This window comes from Nitratireductor mangrovi (assembly GCF_007922615.2).
GTDB classification, from domain to species: Bacteria; Pseudomonadota; Alphaproteobacteria; order Rhizobiales; family Rhizobiaceae; genus Mangrovimarina; species Mangrovimarina mangrovi.
On the sequence record NZ_CP042301.2, the window covers coordinates 134,831 to 151,211 of the forward strand.

A 16,381-nucleotide genomic window follows, 5' to 3' on the forward strand; every position below is an offset into this window, starting at 1 on the left:
CGTGAACGCCTTCGCGCAGGCGCAGGATCGGCAGCCGCTCCTTTCGGTACGCGACATCGCCGTTCACTTCGGGGGCATCAAGGCGCTGGACGGGGTCAGCTTCGGACTGGAGCGCGGGCAGATTCTCGGCCTGATCGGCCCCAACGGCGCCGGCAAGACCACGCTCTTCAACTGCCTGAGCCGCCTCTACACGCCGACCTCGGGAGATATCCTGTTCGCGGGCGCTACGCTGCTCGATCGCCCGGCCCACCGCGTTGCCGAGAGCGGCATCGGCCGCACATTCCAGAACTTGGCGACATTCTCGCGACTTTCGGTGCGCGACAACATTCGCATCGGCGCGCATTCGGCAAGCAACAGCGATATCGCCAGCGACGCACTGCGGCTACCCTGGGTGAGACGTAACGAGGCCGAGATCGATGGCGTCGTAGACGAACTGATCGACTACCTCGAACTGGCACGCGTGGCCGACATGCCGGCCTCCGGCTTGCCGTTCGGTACGCTGAAAAGGGTCGAGTTGGCGCGGGCGCTGGCCAGCAAGCCGACCTTGCTGCTGCTCGATGAGCCGGCAGGCGGCCTCAACCATGACGAGATCACCGAACTCGGCGAGCGCATCCGCAAGATCCGCGACGACCGCAACGTCACCATCCTTCTGGTCGAGCACCACATGAACCTGGTCATGGCGATCTCCGACATCGTCGTCGTGCTCAATTTCGGGCGCAAGATCAGCGAGGGCTCGCCGGCGACGGTGCAGGCCGACCCGGAAGTGATCCGAGCCTACCTCGGTGACGGCAAATGAGCGCCTCGCTTTCGGTACGCGGCCTCGAAGCCTCATACGGCGCCTTCAAGGTGCTGCATGGGCTCGATTTCGAAATTGCCGAGGGCAGCGTGACCACGCTGCTTGGCGCCAACGGGGCCGGCAAGACGACCACCTTGCGCGCCCTTTGCGGCATGATCCGGCGTTCAGGAACAATCGAGTTCGACGGCCGTTCCATCGCGCGCATGAAGACCGAAGACATCGTCCGTCTCGGTATCGCGCATGTTCCGGAAGGTCGCGGCACGTTCACCTCGCTCACCGTCGAGGAAAACCTTCAACTCGGCGCCATGACGCGCCGAGGCGGCGACAACATCGCCCAGGATATCGACCGCATCTATTCATTCTTCCCACGCCTCAAAGAGCGCGCCGCGCAACAGGCCGGGACGCTGTCGGGTGGCGAACAGCAGATGCTGGCGATCGGGCGCGCGCTGATGCTGAGGCCGCGCCTGATGCTGCTCGACGAGCCTTCCTTCGGTCTGGCGCCGCTCATCGTGCGCGAGTTGTTTGCCATCCTCGCCGACATTCGCGCCAATATGGGCGTCAGCATGCTTCTGGTGGAGCAGAACGCCACGATGGCGCTGGAACTCGCCGACCAGGCCTACCTGATCGAGACCGGATCGATCGCGCTTTCGGGCAGCGCTGCGGAAATCCGCGACAACGATTCCGTCCGCAATTCCTATCTCGGTTACTGAGGGCGCGATGGAGACCTTTGTTCAACAGGTTCTGGCCGGCATAGCGACGGGCGGCATCTATGCGTGCATGGCGCTTGCCGTGGTCATGATCTACCAGGCTATCCACCATCTGAATTTCGCCCAGGGCGAGATGGCGATGTTTTCGACCTTCATCGCCTGGCAGCTCTTGCAATGGGGCATCCCCTACTGGCTGGCGTTCGGCCTGACGGTGATGATTTCGCTCGCCGGCGGCTTCATTCTCGAACGCACCGTGTTCAAGCCCATCGAGAACGCTCCGGTCCTCAGTCATATCGTTGTCTTCATCGCCCTGTTCGCGATCTTCAACAGTCTCGCCGGCTTCATCTGGGACTTCACCATCAAGCCATTTCCGAGCCCGTTCGGCTCTGCCGCCCTGTTCGGCGAGGGTCTGATCGGCGCTCATCAGGCTGGCATGATCGTCATTACGCTGGTGGTGCTTCTGCTCCTCTTCGCGTTCTTCCGCTACACGCGCATAGGCTTGGCGATGCGCGCGGCCGCGGCCAATCCGGAATCGGCGCGACTTGTCGGCATTCGCGTCGGCACGATGACAGGTCTCGGCTGGGGCATGGCGTCGGCGATCGGCTCGGTGGCAGGCATCCTGATCGCGCCGATGGTCTTTCTCGAGCCCAACATGATGCTCTCGATCCTGCTCTACGGCTTCGCCGGCGCCGTGCTCGGCGGGCTGACCAGCCCGGGCGGCGCCGTCTTCGGCGGCTTCACGGTCGGCGTCGTGGAGAACCTTGCCGGAACCTACATTCCGGTCGTCGGCGCGGAGCTCAAGCTGCCCATCGCGCTCTTCCTGATCGTGGCGGTGCTGGTCTTCAGGCCGACCGGCCTCTTTGGGCACAGGGTCATACAGCGGGTGTAGGATGACGGTCGGCGAGGAAAACGTTTCGGTGACGACACCCGCGCAACGGGCAGCGGCGGCCCGCACGCTGAGCCCGGGCACCGCGCTTTCGCTGCTGCTCCTGGCGGTGATGGTCCTGTGCCCATTCTTCATCAGCGGCTTCCAGGTGTTCCAGCTCAACCTGATGCTGATCTACGCCATCGCCATTATGGGGCTGAACCTCCTGACAGGCTTCAACGGCCAGTTCTCGCTCGGCCATGGCGCCTTCTATGCAATCGGCGCCTATACCGCGGCAATCCTGATGGACCAGTTTGGCGTCAGCTATTACTGGACGCTGCCGGCGGCGGGCGTGATCTGCTTTGTCTCGGGCTTCCTGTTCGGCCTGCCGGCGCTGCGGCTGGAAGGCGTCTATCTGGCGCTCGCCACTTTTGCGCTGGCGGTCGCTACGCCGCAAATGCTGAAACTCTCGATCTTCGAGCACTGGACAGGGGGCGTGCAGGGCATCGTCATCCTGAAGCCGGACGCGCCGTTCGGGTTACCGCTGAGCCAGGACCAGTGGCTCTATTTCTTCACGCTGGCGATCGGGCTGCTGCTCTACTGGGCCGCGCGCAACATCGTGGCGAGCCGCTCCGGGCGAGCGCTGATGGCCATTCGCGACAATCCGCTTGCGGCGCGCTCCATGGGCATCAACGTGGCGCTCTACAAGTCGCTCGCTTTCGGCGTGAGCGCCTTCTTCACCGGCATCGCCGGCTCGCTCGGCGCGATCGTCATCCAGTTCGTCGCGCCAGACAGCTTCACCTTCGTGCTGTCCGTCGCCCTGCTCGTCGGCCTCGTCGTCGGCGGGGTTGGCTGGTTGCCGGGCGCGCTCGCCGGCGGCGCCTTCATCGTATTCGTCCCGAACATCGCCGAGGAGATCAGCAAGGGTCTTTCGGGCGCGATGTACGGCGTCATGCTGATCCTGCTGATCTACCTGATGCCGACCGGGGCGGGAGGTCTGATCCGGACCGTATCGGATCGCCTGAGGCGGCGCTGACCGTCGCCCAACCAAAAACGCAGGGAGTGAGCCATGAAGACCAGCACCAGCAGACGTATTGGCGGACTTGGCGCAGCCGTCGGATTCTCGATTGTCGCCTTCGCGGCGGCCGCGCAGGATCCGGGCGTGACCGACACGACTGTCAAGATCGGGAACATCCAGCCCTATAGCGGACCGGCCTCGGCCTATTCTCAGATCGCCAAGACCTCGGTCGCCTATGTCAACATGATCAACGAGACCGGTGGTGTGTGCGGTCGCCAGGTCGAGTTCATCAGCTATGACGACGGCTACAGCCCGCCCAAGACGGTCGAGCAGGCGCGCAAGCTGGTGGAGAGCGACGAGGTGTTCCTGATCTTCAACAGCCTCGGGACGCCGACCAATTCCGCGATCCATAAATACATGAACGCGAAGCAGGTGCCGCAGCTCTTCGTCGCCACCGGCGCGTCGAAATGGGGTGATCCCGACAACTTCCCGTGGACGATGGGCTGGCAGCCCAACTACGTTGCGGAGGCTCGGATCTACGCCCGCTACATTCTGGACACCAAGCCTGACGGCAAGATCGGCGTGCTTTACCAGAACGACGACTACGGCAAGGACTATCTCAATGGTCTGAAGGACGCACTCGGCGACAAGGCCGATGAGATGATCGTTTCGGAACAGCCCTATGAGGTCGCCGACCCCACCGTCGATTCCCAGGTCATCAACATCAAGGCCGCGGGCGCTGACGTGTTCGTCAATATCACAACGCCGAAGTTCGCGGCGCAGGCGATCAAGAAGGCGGCCGAGATCGGCTGGCAGCCGCTACACATCCTGAACAGCGTGTCCAACTCCGTGGGTTCGGTTTTGAAGCCGGCCGGCTTTGAGAACGCCAAGGAGATCATCAGCGCCAACTACGGCAAGGATCCCCAGGATCCGCAGTGGGCTGACGATGAAGGCATGAAGAAATGGCACGCCTTCATGGATAAGTATTATCCCGACGGCGACAAGACCTCGAGCTTCACGGTCTACGGTTACGGCGTCACCCAAACGCTCGAGAAGGTTCTGAAGGCGTCGTGTGACGACTTCACCCGCGCTGGCGTGATGAAATCTGCTGCCAACATGCAGGACATGACCACGGATACAGCCCTTCCGGGCATCACCATGAACACCAGCGAAGGTGACTTCTATCCGATCGAGCAGATGCAGCTGATGAAGTTCAACGGCGAGCGCTGGGAACTGTTTGGCGACGTGATCGACGGCTCCGCCGCGACGAACTGAGCATCTCCGGCAAATGGTAACTCCACGGGCCGCCTTCGGGCGGCCCGTTCGTTCGCGAGGTACGGTGTTCTGGCGATCATGGCGGAGGTGCTTGACGCAACGGCCGCCACCGCTCCAGATTCCGGCCGTCCGGAGGGGCGACCAAAGAACCGATGAACAGCCAGGAAGATACGATCGGCGACCGCCTGGCGGACAACCCACCGCTGTCATTCGCCATCCTGATCTTTCCGGGCTTTCCGATGATGGCCTTCAGTTCGGTCATCGAGCCGCTGCGGGCCGCAAACGCGCTTGCCAAGAGCCGGCGTTACCGCTGGCTGACCGTCGGGGCGACGGCAGAACCTGTCGAAGCCTCCAACGGGGTTGTCATCCATCCCGACTTTCACGTGGCGAACGCGCCGCGCCCCGATCGCATCGTCGTCTGCTCCGGCGGTGACGCCGATCAGGTCGTGGCCGAGGGCGCGGTCGACTGGATCCGCAAGTGCCTGCGCGGCGGGAGCGAACTGGGTGCCGTGGCTGATGCCGCCTTCTTCCTGGCGCGGGCTGGGCTCCTCGATGGGCATGCCTGCACGCTGCACTGGACGAGTCAGGCCGCTTTCGTCGAAGCCTTTCCCGAGATCACGCTGCGGCGCGATCTCTACGTCATCGATCGCAAACGCTTCACCTCGGCGGGCGGCGTCGGCAGCCTCGACATGATGCTCGAGATCATCGGCGGCGACTGCGGCGCCGAGATTGCGGCCGGCGTCGCCGAGTGGTTTGTCCACAGCCCGCTCCGCAACAGCGTCGACCGCAAGCTGATGCCGCTGAGGCTGCGCACGGGCGTGCGCAGCGAACTGGTGCTGTCGGCCATCGCGATCATGGAGGACGAGGTTGAAGAGCGTCTGTCCATGGCGAGGCTTGCCAGCCGGCTCGGCGTTTCCTCCGACAGGCTCGAGCGCAGCTTCCGAGACGAGTTCGACATGTCGCCCAACAGCTATTACCGGCGCCTGCGTCTGAAACGCGCCGCCGACCTTCTTGCCCATTCGACGCTCAGGGTGCGTGAGGTCGCCCTTGCCTGCGGCTTCGTCAGCATGTCCAGTTTCGCCAGGGCTTTCCGGGAAGAGCACGGCCTGTCGCCGACGATGATGCGTAGGCGCTAGCTGCGGAGTTCCGCTCAAGTGATGCGGAATCTGGCACAACGCCGGATGGGACCGTAAGCCAGTCTTCGGCCGCATCGGAGGCCATCATGAGCGTAGTTGTTTTCGACCCGGATCGTACCGACGATGTCGATTTTGCAGATCGCATGCGTCACCCCGCGGCAGGTGATGCGGCCGGCGGCATGTGGCTTTCCGATACCGAGCCGTCTTTCATAGACGTCACTGCGTTGCGTCAGGGCAGACTGGGCCGCCTGCGGTCGTGGATGGCCGAGGCGGGCTATGGCGCCGTGGTCCTGTTCGACCCCTACAACCAGCGCTACGCCACCGGCTCGCGCAACATGTTCGGCTATTTCCTGCGCAACTCGACACGCTATTTCTTTGTGCCGGTCGAGGGGCCGATCATCCTGTTCGAATACCCGCAGAGCTACCACGTCTCCATGGTGCTCGACACGGTCGACGAGGCCCGGCCCTCAAAGCTGGTCTGGTCGTCGGTCTCCGACCGGGACGACGAGGCCGCACGAAACTTTGCCTCGGAGATCGCCGATCTCCTGAAGACCCAGGGCGGCGGCTTGATGAAGATCGGCCTCGACCGCTGCAACCATCTCCATGCGCTGGCGCTTGAGGAAGCGGGTTGCGAGGTGCGCGACTGCCAGGCGGAAATCCTCGCCGTGCGCGCGATCAAGACCCCTGAGGAGGTCAAATGCCTGCAGGCCAGCATGGCCGGGGCCGAAGCCGCGGTGGCCGCGGTGCGCGAGGCGATCAAGCCCGGTGTCACCGAGAACGAGCTCTTCGCGATCATGTATCACGAGGTGATCCGTCAAGGCGGTGAGTTCATCGAAACGCGGCTCCTGACCTCCGGCCAGCGCACCAACCCCTGGTTCAGCGAGGCGAGCGGCCGTGTTGTCCGGCCCGGCGAACTGGTCGCGCTCGATACCGACACGATCGGCTGCTACGGGTACTATTCCGATTTCTCCCGCACCTTCCGCTGCGGGCCGGGAAAGCCGACCCACGACCAGAAGACGCTCTACCGCATGGCCTATGACCAGGTGCAGTACAATATTTCCATCGTGCGTCCGGGGATGGCCTTTCGCGAGATTGCAGAAAAAGCCTGGAAGATTCCGGAGCGCTATGTCGAGCAGCGCTATACGTCGGTCATGCATGGCGTCGGCATGCACGGCGAGACGCCCTTCATTGCCCATGCCATCGACTACGAGACCTATGGCCGCGACGGTCATTTGCAGCCTGGCATGGTGATCAGCGTCGAAAGCTATATCGGCGAGAAGGGCGGCTGCGAGGGCGTGAAACTCGAGGACGAGATCCTGATCACGGAGGACGGCACCGAGCTTCTGTCACGATTCCCTTACGAAGAAGACTTCCTCGATGGTCATGCCTGAATGAGAACAAATCTTGCGATTGATCCGGCGCGCAGCGCCGCCCTCTTTGTCGATCTCCAGGAAGAACACCGCAAGGATTGCCGCTACCTGGTGGAGGGCTTTGACGACCTTGTCCTGCGGGTCAGGCGTTTGCAGGCCGCCGCGCGCGCGGCCGGCATGCCGGTGTTCCATTCAGCCTATGTGGTGGATCCCGGCAACGGCGGCGCGAGCCCTTTCCACCCCATGCTGGAGGACGGGCGTTCGGCGTTCAGTGATGTTGGCGACCCTCTGTCGGCGATCTGCGCCGAGGTCGGACCAGCGGCGGACGAGGTGCTGCTGATCAAGACCACGGCCAGTTCGCTGGCGGAGGCCAAGTTACCCGCCATGCTAAAGGCGCGCGACGTGGAATGGCTGCTGATCGCCGGCGTCTGGACGGAGGCCTGTATTGCGGCCACCGTCAAGGACGCAATCGGCCATGGCTTCAGGGTGCTGCTGGTCAAGGATGCCTGCGGCAGTGGTACCGCCGCCATGCACCAGACGGCTATCCTCAACATCGCCAACCGGCTCTACGGCGGCGCCATCACCGACACTGACGGCGCCTGCCGGCTGATCAATGGCGAAGCTGTAGAGGCATGGCGGGTGCAAGGTTCCGTGCCGCTACGCTTCACTTACGACAATGCGGCCAGCCTTTTTGCAGAACTCTAGGGCGTTCGGCGGTGTCATGCCGGTCAGGGCGATCGGGAGCCGGGCATGACGAGCCGCGGCAGATACGAATGCCTGATCGATGCCGGGCTTTGGCCTTTCATCGACCGGACCTACGCGCTCTTCCCGGCCGCTGCCGAAGGGTTTCCGATCGAGTGGCAGCGTGCTGCGTACGATGCGATGTGTCAGGCGTTCCACGCCGGACGCCCGCCGGGCGTCAGGATCAGCGATCTGCGCTTCGGCGCTGCGCGGCGCACGGTGCCAGCGCGCCGCTACTCGATCGGCGGCACCGAGTCCAACGCCGTGGTCGTCTATTACCATGGTGGAGGTTTTGTCTTTGGCGGGCTCGACAGCCATGACGACATCTGCGCAGAACTCTGCGCGACAACGGGCTTCGATGTGGTGTCGGCCGACTACCGGCTGGCGCCTGAAGACCCGCACCCGGCGGCGTTCGAGGATGCGTTGGTCGTGTTCGATGCCGTGGCGGCGACCAGTCGTGGGCCGGTCCTGCTTTGTGGCGAAAGCGCGGGCGGCAACCTCGCCGCGGCCGTCGCGCACGCCGTTCGCTTCGGCAACCGTCGGCCCGCTGGCGTGATGCTGGTCTATCCGACGCTCGGCAGCGACCGAATGGCCGGTTCCTTCGTCGAACACGCGCACGCTCCGCTGCTCTCGGCCAGCGACGTTGATCGCTACGACAACCTGCGCAGCGGCGACGCCCCGCCGTTCGGAGACCCGTCATTCGCGCCGTTGTGTGATCAGGATTTTGCCGGCCTGCCGCCGACCGCCATCATCACCGCAGAATGTGATCCCCTGTCCAGCGAGGGCCAAATCTACCGCGACCGCCTCTTGGCCGCCGGGGGACGCGGCTGGTGGCGCGAGGAGCCGCGCCTGGTCCACGGCTTTCTTCGCGCCCGCGCGATGGTGCCGCGGGCGGCCGAAGCCTTTTCGAGGATCGCGAGCGGGCTGACCGCCCTGGCACGAGGTGAGGAGCCCTTTGCCGGGGCGAGGCGTTGCCCGACCGCAGCTTGAGCATGTCACGATCACCGAACTTCGCACAAGAAATGCGGATTTTGGCACGCGGACCAGGCGCGTCTGATCGTAGGATTCCTTATCCGAAAAATGCCAGCGCGGCCGTCCGAGACCGAGGGCGAGGCCGGACAACCCCGGGAGAAGCGAGCATGAAAAACGTGATGCTGACCAAACGGCCCTTGCATCCGAAAGCCGAGCCGGTGGCAGAAGAATTCCGCCGCGGCGGCGTCAGCCGGCGCGAATACCTGGCGCTGATGGCCGGTCTCGGCGTGAGTGCGGCCGGTGCGCTGGGCCTCGGCGGACTCACGGTGGCGCCGGTGCGCGCCGCCGAGCCGAAACGCGGTGGTGTCCTTCGCGTTGCCATGAATATCAAGGGCTGGCGCGACCCGCGCACCTTCGACGGGGTCGAGATGGCGAACGTCGCGCGCCAGTGCAATGAATATCTTGTTCGCTGGAATACCGACTTCAGTTTCGAGCCGTGGTTGCTTGAAAGCTGGGAGGCGAGTGACGATGCGCGCACGCTGACGCTCAACGTCCGCCAGGGAGTCACATGGTCGAACGGCGATGCCTTCACCGCCGATGACGTGATCCACAACCTGACCCGCTGGTGCGACGCCACGGCGGAAGGCAACTCTGTCGCCACGCGCATGGGCGCGCTCGTCGATCCCGCCACGAAGAAGGCGGTCGAGGGAGCGATCGAGCGCGTCGACGACTTCACGGTGCGCCTCAACCTTCCCAAGCCCGACATATCTCTGATCGCCGGCATGGCCGACTATCCGGCCCTGATCATGCACCGCAGCTATGACGGCGAGCAGGATCCGCTCAAGGCGCTGGCGATCACCACGGGACCGTGCGAACTCGTCGGCTGGGATACTGAGGTTTCTGCCGAGGTGCGGCGCAAGGAAACGCCTTGGTGGAGGGGGGACTTCCATCTGGATGGCATTCGCTGGACCGACTACGGCTCCGACCCCAATCCGATGTTCTCGGCGTTCGAATCCGGCGAGATCGACACCAATCACGAGACCGCCGCCGACACGCTGGTCCAGGCCGAGGCGATCGGACTGGCGAGTTCCGAGATCGCCACCGGATCGACTATCGTGGCGCGCTTCAGCGCGGCTGCCGAGCCCTATGGCGACGCGCGGGTCAGGCGTGCCGCGCAACTCGCTGTAGACAACAAGGTGATCCTGGCGATCGGCCTTGGCGGGCGCGGCTCCGAGGCCGAAAATCATCACGTTGGCCCGATGCATGTCGAATATGCCGATATCGGCCCGCATGTCCGCGACATCGAGAAGGCAAAGGCGTTGCTTGCCGAAGCCGGCAAGGGGGACCATGAATTCGAGCTGATTTCGGTCGATGTCGACTGGCAGAAGGCGACGGCGGACGCCATCGCCGGCCAGTTGCGCGATGCCGGTCTCAACGTGAAACGGACCGTGCTGCCGGCGGCGACCTTCTGGAACGACTGGACCAAATACCCGTTCTCGTGCACGGAGTGGCTGGGCCGTCCTTTCGGTGTTCAGGTCCTGGCGCTAGCCTACAAGTCCGGCGTGGCCTGGAACGAGAGCGGTTATTCCGATCCCGAATTCGACAGCCTGCTCGACGAGGCGCTGGCCACGCCTGAACCCGGCGCGCGTCGCGAGATCATGGCGAAGATCGAGCAGAACCTGCGTGATTCAGGCATCATCATCCAGCCTTACTGGCGCTCGGTCTACCGCACCTATCGCGAGGGCGTGATGGGGATCGAGCAGCACCAGTCCCTCGAACAGCATTTCGACAAGGTCTGGCTCGAAAGCTGAGCCCTGGGTATTCTCCTCCTGGCGGTACAGGCGTCGTGGCCGATACCCGCGGCCCCGGATTGGCTGCGAGCTGCTGTAGTTGACTCCAGTCCCTTCGGGGGAGGCGAGGCGGGTTGACACCGTTGCCCGCGTGGGGGCAGTCATGGTCATCGGCGGTGCCGATGAACCTTGAGCAGGCTGGAGATGGATTTTTGAACCCGGGCAAGAGCTCCAATGTCACGCCGCTCAAGCCGCGCACGAAATGCCCCGAATGCGGCAAGCTGTCGACAAGAGCCGATTACCCGTTCTGCTCGCCGCGCTGCAAGGATGTCGACCTCAACCGCTGGCTTTCGGGCCGCTACGTGATCCCCGGCGAGCCGGCCGACAACGTCACCTCCGAAGACGACGGCTAAGGCCGTTCACCGTCTCAGAACGAGCGTCGAACAGCTCATTTTCCGCGCAATTACGGACGGCGAACCGGGTTCCGTATGTCCTGGAATTGCTCTCGCCTACACAAGCCCGGCAAGATGCAGGGCGAGCCAGAACCACATCAGGGCCAGGCTGACGAAACCGATCACGAAGACCGGCCGCCGGTGGCGGATGCGATTGGTCGTGACGTGGATCGCCGCATGAACATAGCGTGACGCCACGAAGAGCCAGGCGAGCGCGATGGCGGGCCATGTCGCGGCTCCTGTCACAAACAGCGCGACGCACGCGGAATGGAACAGGACCGGGAGCTCGAACTGGTTGGCCAGGTTGTTTCGAACGAAGCGGCTTTCAGGTGGCTCGACCTCGTTCTCGCGGAACTGGCCCGCTGTCGCGGTCCCGGCCTTGATCGCGGCGATCCGCCGGCGTGATATGAGCGCATAGACGGCGTAGACCAGTGCAACATGCGCGATCATCGGCCAGAAGATGGCGGTGGAGTTCATGGCGTCGGTCCGGGTTGGAGCGTCTAGTTCGTCTTGCGCGGCTGGAAGACAACGTTGCGGGTGCTGAAAGAGCCGCCAGCGTGAAGGTAATCGACGGCATCCTGCCAGCTGCCATCATTGGCCAGCAATCGCGCTTCGTAGCCATATTGGCTGCAGATCGCCTCGATCTTCTCGATCGGCTGCGAATAGTAGCCGGCCAGGATCTCGATCAGCAGAGTGGGTCGCTCGCGGGCAATGGTTTCCGCCGCGCCTGCGAGGACGTCCATCTCGGTGCCTTCGACGTCGATCTTGATGAAATTCAGTCGACCGAGGCCCAGATCGTCGAGCCGGCGTACGTCCACCTCTTGGATACGTGACGGCCCGGCATCCTCGGCATCCCACAGGCTGGCGCTCAGGTGCCGCTCGTTTCCGGACGGCGAGATCGGTATCCGGAGCTTGCCGGACGCGTTTTCCCTGCCGAGCGCCAGTTGGCGCAATTCCACGTTCGGCGGAAGCTTGCGGCGCGAAAACGCGATCAGATCGCCATTGGGCTCGAAGGCAATGACCTTCTCGCAGAGCCTGGAAAGCGCGTAGCTGTAGACACCACGATTGCACCCGACATCAACGGCGAGGGCGGAACCGGGTGGAACGAGGTCGCTCAGCACCGCGAGTTCGGGCTCGCCCTTGCGAATGTCCGCCCACACCTTGTGCCGGTAGTAGATAGCACCGGGAATGTAGAACCTGATCCTGTCCTGAACTGGAAGCGTCACGCCCTGCTCCGAAACCCACCCTTCGATGCCGCCAAACTAGCGCCAAGCCGTCGACATTGACAACGGACCCAGCGATTCACGCCCGGGAACACGCGTGGGCCCCTATCCGGTATAGTTGGGGCTTTCGCGGGTGATGGTGATGTCGTGCGGGTGGCTCTCCCGCAGGCCGGCTCCCGAGATGCGCACGAAGGTGGCGCGGCGTCTCAGGTCGTCGAGGTTCGCTGCACCGACATAACCCATCGCCGCCTTCAGGCCGCCGACAAGCTGATGCAGCACCCCGCTGACCGGCCCCTTGTAGGGCACCTGGCCCTCGATCCCCTCCGGTACCAGTTTCAGCGTGTCGCGCACCTCGGCCTGGAAATAGCGGTCGGCCGAGCCGCGCGCCATCGCGCCGACCGACCCCATGCCGCGATATGCCTTGTAGGACCGGCCCTGATGCAGATAGACCTCGCCGGGGCTCTCATCGGTGCCTGCCAGAAGCGAGCCGACCATGGCCGCGGCGGCGCCGGCGGCTAGCGCCTTGGCAAGGTCGCCGGAATATTTGATGCCGCCATCGGCGATGACGCCGATGCCGGATTTGTCGGCTTCCTCGGCCGCCGCCATGATCGCGGAAAGCTGGGGCACGCCGACGCCTGCGACCACACGCGTGGTGCAGATGGAACCCGGACCGATCCCGATCTTCACCGCATCGGCGCCCGCGTCGATCAGCGCCTTCGTCCCTTCCGCGGTGGCGACGTTGCCGGCGATGATGCGCACCGAGTTCGACAGTTTCTTCGCGCGCGCCACGGCGTCGAGCACGCGCTGCGAATGACCGTGCGCGGTGTCGATCACCAGGAGGTCGACGCCTGCGTCGATCAGCCGTTCGGCACGTTCGAACCCGTCGTCGCCGACGCTGGTGGCGGCCGCGGCGCGCAACCGGCCCTGTGCATCCTTGGACGCGTGCGGATTGAGCTGCGATTTCTCGATGTCCTTCACGGTGATCAGCCCGATGCACCGCCCCTGATCATCGACGACGAGCAGCTTCTCGATTCGACGCTGGTGAAGCAGTCGCTTGGCTTCCTGCTGGTCGACGCCGTCCTTCACGGTGACGAGGTTGTCGCGTGTCATCAGTTCCGCGACCTTCTGGTCGGGGTCCGATGCGAAGCGCACGTCGCGATTGGTGAGAATGCCGGCAAGCCGCCCGACGGTTTGTCCGCCCACGCCGCCATTCTCGACCACGGGAATGCCCGAAATGCCATGGGCGCGCATCAGCGCCTGGGCATCGGCCAGTGTTGCGTCGGGTCCGATCGTCACCGGGTTGATCACCATGCCGGATTCGAACTTCTTGACCTGGCGGACCTCTTCGGCCTGCTGCTCGGGCGTCAGGTTGCGGTGAACGACCCCAATGCCGCCCGCCTGAGCCATTGCGATGGCGAGCCGCGACTCGGTCACGGTGTCCATGGCCGCCGACAGGATCGGGATGTTGAGTTCGATGTCACCTGCGATGCGCGTGCGCACATCGGTCTGCCCCGGCAGCACCTCGGAATGTGCCGGTTGCAAAAGCACGTCGTCGAAGGTCAGCGCTTCGGCGCCGGTCGCGCTCTCGATGATTTTTGCCATTGCCATTCCTTGACCGATGAAAGCGGGAATGGAGGAGCCGCCGCGTGCCGTTCCGGCCGCGCCGATTCGTTCGTTCCCTTAAGGATTGGCGCTGGCTGGTACCACGTAAACATGACGATGAAAAGAAGCCGCGAAGGCCCTTGCACCGCAAAGTCCGCGCTTGCCGTCATGGCTGTTGCGGTCCAAGATTTTGCCGGAGCAGGAGCGGTTGGCCGAAAGTCGTCTTTCGATGAACGATACAGCACAGGGCTGGGGCGAAAGTGTCCGCATGCAACGTGAGCCGTTTGTCTTCACGGGTACGGCGCGCGAGTATTTCGGTATCTGGATCGTCAACATCCTGCTGACGCTGCTGACGCTGGGCGTCTATTCGGCCTGGGCCAAGGTGCGTCGGATGCGCTATTTCCATGGCAGCACCAGATTGGGCGACGCGAGCTTCGAATATCATGCCCGGCCAGTGCAGATACTCATTGGGCGCATCGTCGCCCTGGCGGTGATTGCCGGTTACAACCTGGCCCTCAATTTCTTTCCGGCTGCCAGCCTGTTGCTCGGCATCGTGCTGGTAGCGGCACTTCCATATCTCGTGATGCGCGGGCTGCGCTTCCGGGCCCGCGTGACCAGCTACCGCAACGTCCGCTTCGACTTCGAGGGCGGCTATTGGGGCGCTTTTCTGGCCTATGTGCTGGGTGGCATACTCACCTGGAGTACGCTCGGCGTGCTCGCCCCGCTGGCGTCGCGCTGGATATGGAGCTACACGCTCGGCAACCTGACCTATGGCGGTCGGCCGATCGATTGCGACCCGCGGCTGGAGAAGCTGTTCGGGCAGTGGTGGCTACCGGCGATCCTGTTTGCCGGCGGCATCGGCCTGTTCCTGACCGGATCGATTGCACTCGGTTATGTCTACGGGCCGCAACTGGCCGAACTGGTCGGCGGCGGCGGCGGCGTGGGCACGCTGACTGCGGGTATTCTGGCGCTGATCTATGTCGGCCTGCTGCCGCTGGTGCTGCTCTATGTCACCGTCGGCCTGCTCTACCATGCCGGCTCGCGCAACGTTGCCTTCGAAGAGACCGTGATCGACGGCCAGCATGCGCTCGCCTCGTCGATCAATCGCTGGCGCTACACATGGATTGCGATCAGCAATTTCGCCGCGACGGTCGCCTCGCTCGGACTGCTCAGGCCGTGGGCGGCCGTTCGCATGGCACACTACCTGGCGGCCTGCACAGCGCTGGATACGGTCGGCTCGCTCGACGAATATGTCGATACGGTGGAACACGAAGGCGCGGCCGTGGGCCAGGAATACATGGACGTGGAGGGGCTCGATTTTGGCTTCTGACCCGGAACTGGAAGGCAAGTGGCACGCTCCGCGGTCTGGACGCGACGTTGCTGCGCGGCTTGTGCGGAGCGCCGACGGAAACGTGAGCGTTGCCGATGTGGAGAGCGGCGGGGAACTCGTGTCGGCCGCCTCTGCTCAGATCAGGATATCGCGTCGGGTCGGATCCGTACCGAGACGCATCTTCTTCCCCGACCAGAGCATGTTCGTGACGCGCGACAATGACGGGGTCGACCGGCTTCTCGGTGCGTCAGTCGGCCGGGGCACGAAATGGCTTGTCGAGATGGAGCGCTTCCGGCCACGTCTGGCAATCGCAGTGGCACTGATCGCCGTGCTTGCGTTTGCCGTCTATCGCTATGCGGTGCCGGTCCTGGTCGAGGTGGCCATTGCCGTAACACCAGACGTCGTGCCCGGGCTGATGAGCAGTGGTGCACTCGCCACGCTCGATGAGGCGGTGCTCTCTGAAAGCGAGCTCGATGCAGAGCGGCAACAGGAAATAACGAACGGGTTCAAGGCCCTGGCGGCACATGCGCCGCGCGGGAGCGACGGCTACACGCTGTATTTCCGCAAGGGCGGCGCGATCGGACCCAACGCTCTGGCGCTTCCGGACGGCACGATCATCATCACCGACGAACTGATAATACTTGCCGGCGATGACGATGACTCGATCTACGGCGTGCTCGGGCACGAGATCGGCCATGTCGCGGACGAACACAGCCTGCGGCGGCTTTATCGCGCGGCCGGGATCACCGGTCTGATCATTCTGATCGGCGGCGACATCGGCAGCGGCGTCGAGGATGTTCTGATCCAGGGATCGGCGTTGCTCTCCCTTTCCTATTCGCGTGATCAGGAGCGTGATGCCGACCGCTACAGTATCGAGATCATGCACCGTGCTGGCCGCGATCCGGAGGCGATCGCGCGCTTCTTCGAGGTGATGCGCGACCGGTTCGGCGATACCGGCAAGGGCGCTATCTTGACCACCCACCCGGCCACCTCGGAGCGGATCGAGGAAGCTAGGCGCTATGCCCGGGAAATCACCGCTACGGCAAAGGGCGGCGACGGATAGGCCTGGCCGAACCGTTCCATGGCGACAAGCCGCGATGGACA

Annotated in this window: 16 protein-coding genes; 13 read left to right on the forward strand and 3 right to left on the reverse strand. The window is 64.0% G+C overall.

The features are described 5' to 3' along the window. The first annotated feature begins 1 nt into the window (after position 1). The 11 genes from FQ775_RS00620 to yacG all read left to right on the forward strand — a co-directional run bounded on the left by FQ775_RS00620 (position 2) and on the right by yacG (position 11,083). Entirely contained in the window at positions 2-796 is a 795-nt protein-coding gene (locus tag FQ775_RS00620; protein WP_246730233.1) for an ABC transporter ATP-binding protein, read from the forward strand. Continuing rightward, positions 793-1,506, forward strand: a complete 714-nt coding sequence (locus tag FQ775_RS00625; RefSeq protein ID WP_146298993.1) for an ABC transporter ATP-binding protein — start codon at positions 793-795, stop codon at positions 1,504-1,506. Before FQ775_RS00620 ends, FQ775_RS00625 begins: the two co-directional genes overlap by 4 nt. A 7-nt stretch (positions 1,507-1,513) precedes the next feature. After that, positions 1,514-2,392 (forward strand): branched-chain amino acid ABC transporter permease, encoded by an 879-nt coding sequence (locus FQ775_RS00630; RefSeq protein ID WP_146298994.1) that lies wholly within the window; start codon positions 1,514-1,516, stop codon positions 2,390-2,392. 1 nt (position 2,393) lies between these two features. Then, positions 2,394-3,404 (forward strand): branched-chain amino acid ABC transporter permease, encoded by a 1,011-nt coding sequence (locus FQ775_RS00635; RefSeq protein ID WP_146298995.1) that lies wholly within the window; start codon positions 2,394-2,396, stop codon positions 3,402-3,404. A 33-nt stretch (positions 3,405-3,437) separates the two neighbouring features. Continuing rightward, on the forward strand, positions 3,438-4,661 hold the full coding sequence (locus FQ775_RS00640) for an ABC transporter substrate-binding protein (protein ID WP_146298996.1): 1,224 nt from the start codon (positions 3,438-3,440) through the stop codon (positions 4,659-4,661). A gap of 152 nt (positions 4,662-4,813) precedes the next feature. Continuing rightward, positions 4,814-5,797: a GlxA family transcriptional regulator gene (locus tag FQ775_RS00645; protein ID WP_146298997.1), complete on the forward strand. Its 984-nt coding sequence runs from the start codon at positions 4,814-4,816 to the stop codon at positions 5,795-5,797. 86 nt (positions 5,798-5,883) lie between these two features. Beyond that, positions 5,884-7,188, forward strand: a complete 1,305-nt coding sequence (locus FQ775_RS00650; protein ID WP_146298998.1) for a M24 family metallopeptidase — start codon at positions 5,884-5,886, stop codon at positions 7,186-7,188. Continuing rightward, complete coding sequence (locus FQ775_RS00655; RefSeq protein ID WP_146298999.1) at positions 7,189-7,872, forward strand: isochorismatase family protein; 684 nt, start codon at positions 7,189-7,191, stop codon at positions 7,870-7,872. Between the two features lie 45 nt (positions 7,873-7,917). Then, positions 7,918-8,898, forward strand: a complete 981-nt coding sequence (locus tag FQ775_RS00660) for an alpha/beta hydrolase (RefSeq protein WP_146299000.1) — start codon at positions 7,918-7,920, stop codon at positions 8,896-8,898. A gap of 149 nt (positions 8,899-9,047) precedes the next feature. Then, on the forward strand, positions 9,048-10,691 hold the full coding sequence (locus FQ775_RS00665; RefSeq protein WP_146299001.1) for an ABC transporter substrate-binding protein: 1,644 nt from the start codon (positions 9,048-9,050) through the stop codon (positions 10,689-10,691). Between the two features lie 161 nt (positions 10,692-10,852). Continuing rightward, the gene (gene yacG, locus FQ775_RS00670; RefSeq protein ID WP_146299002.1) at positions 10,853-11,083 is read left to right on the forward strand and encodes a DNA gyrase inhibitor YacG; all 231 of its coding nucleotides are present in this window, start codon (positions 10,853-10,855) and stop codon (positions 11,081-11,083) included. Positions 11,084-11,179: 96 nt separating this feature from the next. Here yacG and FQ775_RS00675 read toward each other — a convergent pair whose 3' ends face one another. From FQ775_RS00675 to guaB, 3 genes are all read right to left on the reverse strand, one after another. Next, positions 11,180-11,599: an MAPEG family protein gene (locus tag FQ775_RS00675; protein ID WP_146299003.1), complete on the reverse strand. Its 420-nt coding sequence runs from the start codon at positions 11,597-11,599 to the stop codon at positions 11,180-11,182. A 23-nt stretch (positions 11,600-11,622) separates the two neighbouring features. Next, positions 11,623-12,348, reverse strand: coding sequence for an FkbM family methyltransferase (locus FQ775_RS00680; protein WP_167812717.1), 726 nt, complete (start codon positions 12,346-12,348; stop codon positions 11,623-11,625). A gap of 102 nt (positions 12,349-12,450) precedes the next feature. Beyond that, a complete protein-coding gene (gene guaB, locus FQ775_RS00685; protein ID WP_146299005.1) occupies positions 12,451-13,947 on the reverse strand; it encodes an IMP dehydrogenase in 1,497 nt (498 codons plus the stop codon). 229 nt (positions 13,948-14,176) lie between these two features. Here guaB and FQ775_RS00690 point away from each other — a divergent pair, with 229 nt between their 5' ends. Together FQ775_RS00690 and FQ775_RS00695 are read left to right on the forward strand one after the other, a co-directional pair. After that, positions 14,177-15,277, forward strand: a complete 1,101-nt coding sequence (locus FQ775_RS00690) for a YjgN family protein (protein WP_146299006.1) — start codon at positions 14,177-14,179, stop codon at positions 15,275-15,277. Beyond that, positions 15,267-16,340: a M48 family metallopeptidase gene (locus FQ775_RS00695; protein WP_246730234.1), complete on the forward strand. Its 1,074-nt coding sequence runs from the start codon at positions 15,267-15,269 to the stop codon at positions 16,338-16,340. The genes FQ775_RS00690 and FQ775_RS00695 overlap by 11 nt, the downstream gene beginning before the upstream one ends. The last annotated feature ends 41 nt before the right edge of the window (positions 16,341-16,381 follow it).

Bases quoted from the DNA above. Each gene is read 5' to 3' on its own strand.
- FQ775_RS00625 (WP_146298993.1), top strand. From the start codon at position 793: ATGAGCGCCTCGCTTTCGGTACGCGGCCTCGAAGCCTCATACGGCGCC.
- FQ775_RS00630 (WP_146298994.1), top strand. From the start codon at position 1,514: ATGGAGACCTTTGTTCAACAGGTTCTGGCCGGCATAGCGACGGGCGGC.
- FQ775_RS00635 (WP_146298995.1), top strand. From the start codon at position 2,394: ATGACGGTCGGCGAGGAAAACGTTTCGGTGACGACACCCGCGCAACGG.
- FQ775_RS00640 (WP_146298996.1), top strand. From the start codon at position 3,438: ATGAAGACCAGCACCAGCAGACGTATTGGCGGACTTGGCGCAGCCGTC.
- FQ775_RS00645 (WP_146298997.1), top strand. From the start codon at position 4,814: ATGAACAGCCAGGAAGATACGATCGGCGACCGCCTGGCGGACAACCCA.
- FQ775_RS00650 (WP_146298998.1), top strand. From the start codon at position 5,884: ATGAGCGTAGTTGTTTTCGACCCGGATCGTACCGACGATGTCGATTTT.
- FQ775_RS00655 (WP_146298999.1), top strand. From the start codon at position 7,189: ATGAGAACAAATCTTGCGATTGATCCGGCGCGCAGCGCCGCCCTCTTT.
- FQ775_RS00660 (WP_146299000.1), top strand. From the start codon at position 7,918: ATGACGAGCCGCGGCAGATACGAATGCCTGATCGATGCCGGGCTTTGG.
- FQ775_RS00665 (WP_146299001.1), top strand. From the start codon at position 9,048: ATGAAAAACGTGATGCTGACCAAACGGCCCTTGCATCCGAAAGCCGAG.
- yacG (WP_146299002.1), top strand. From the start codon at position 10,853: ATGAACCTTGAGCAGGCTGGAGATGGATTTTTGAACCCGGGCAAGAGC.
- FQ775_RS00675 (WP_146299003.1), bottom strand. From the start codon at position 11,599: ATGAACTCCACCGCCATCTTCTGGCCGATGATCGCGCATGTTGCACTG.
- guaB (WP_146299005.1), bottom strand. From the start codon at position 13,947: ATGGCAAAAATCATCGAGAGCGCGACCGGCGCCGAAGCGCTGACCTTC.
- FQ775_RS00690 (WP_146299006.1), top strand. From the start codon at position 14,177: ATGAACGATACAGCACAGGGCTGGGGCGAAAGTGTCCGCATGCAACGT.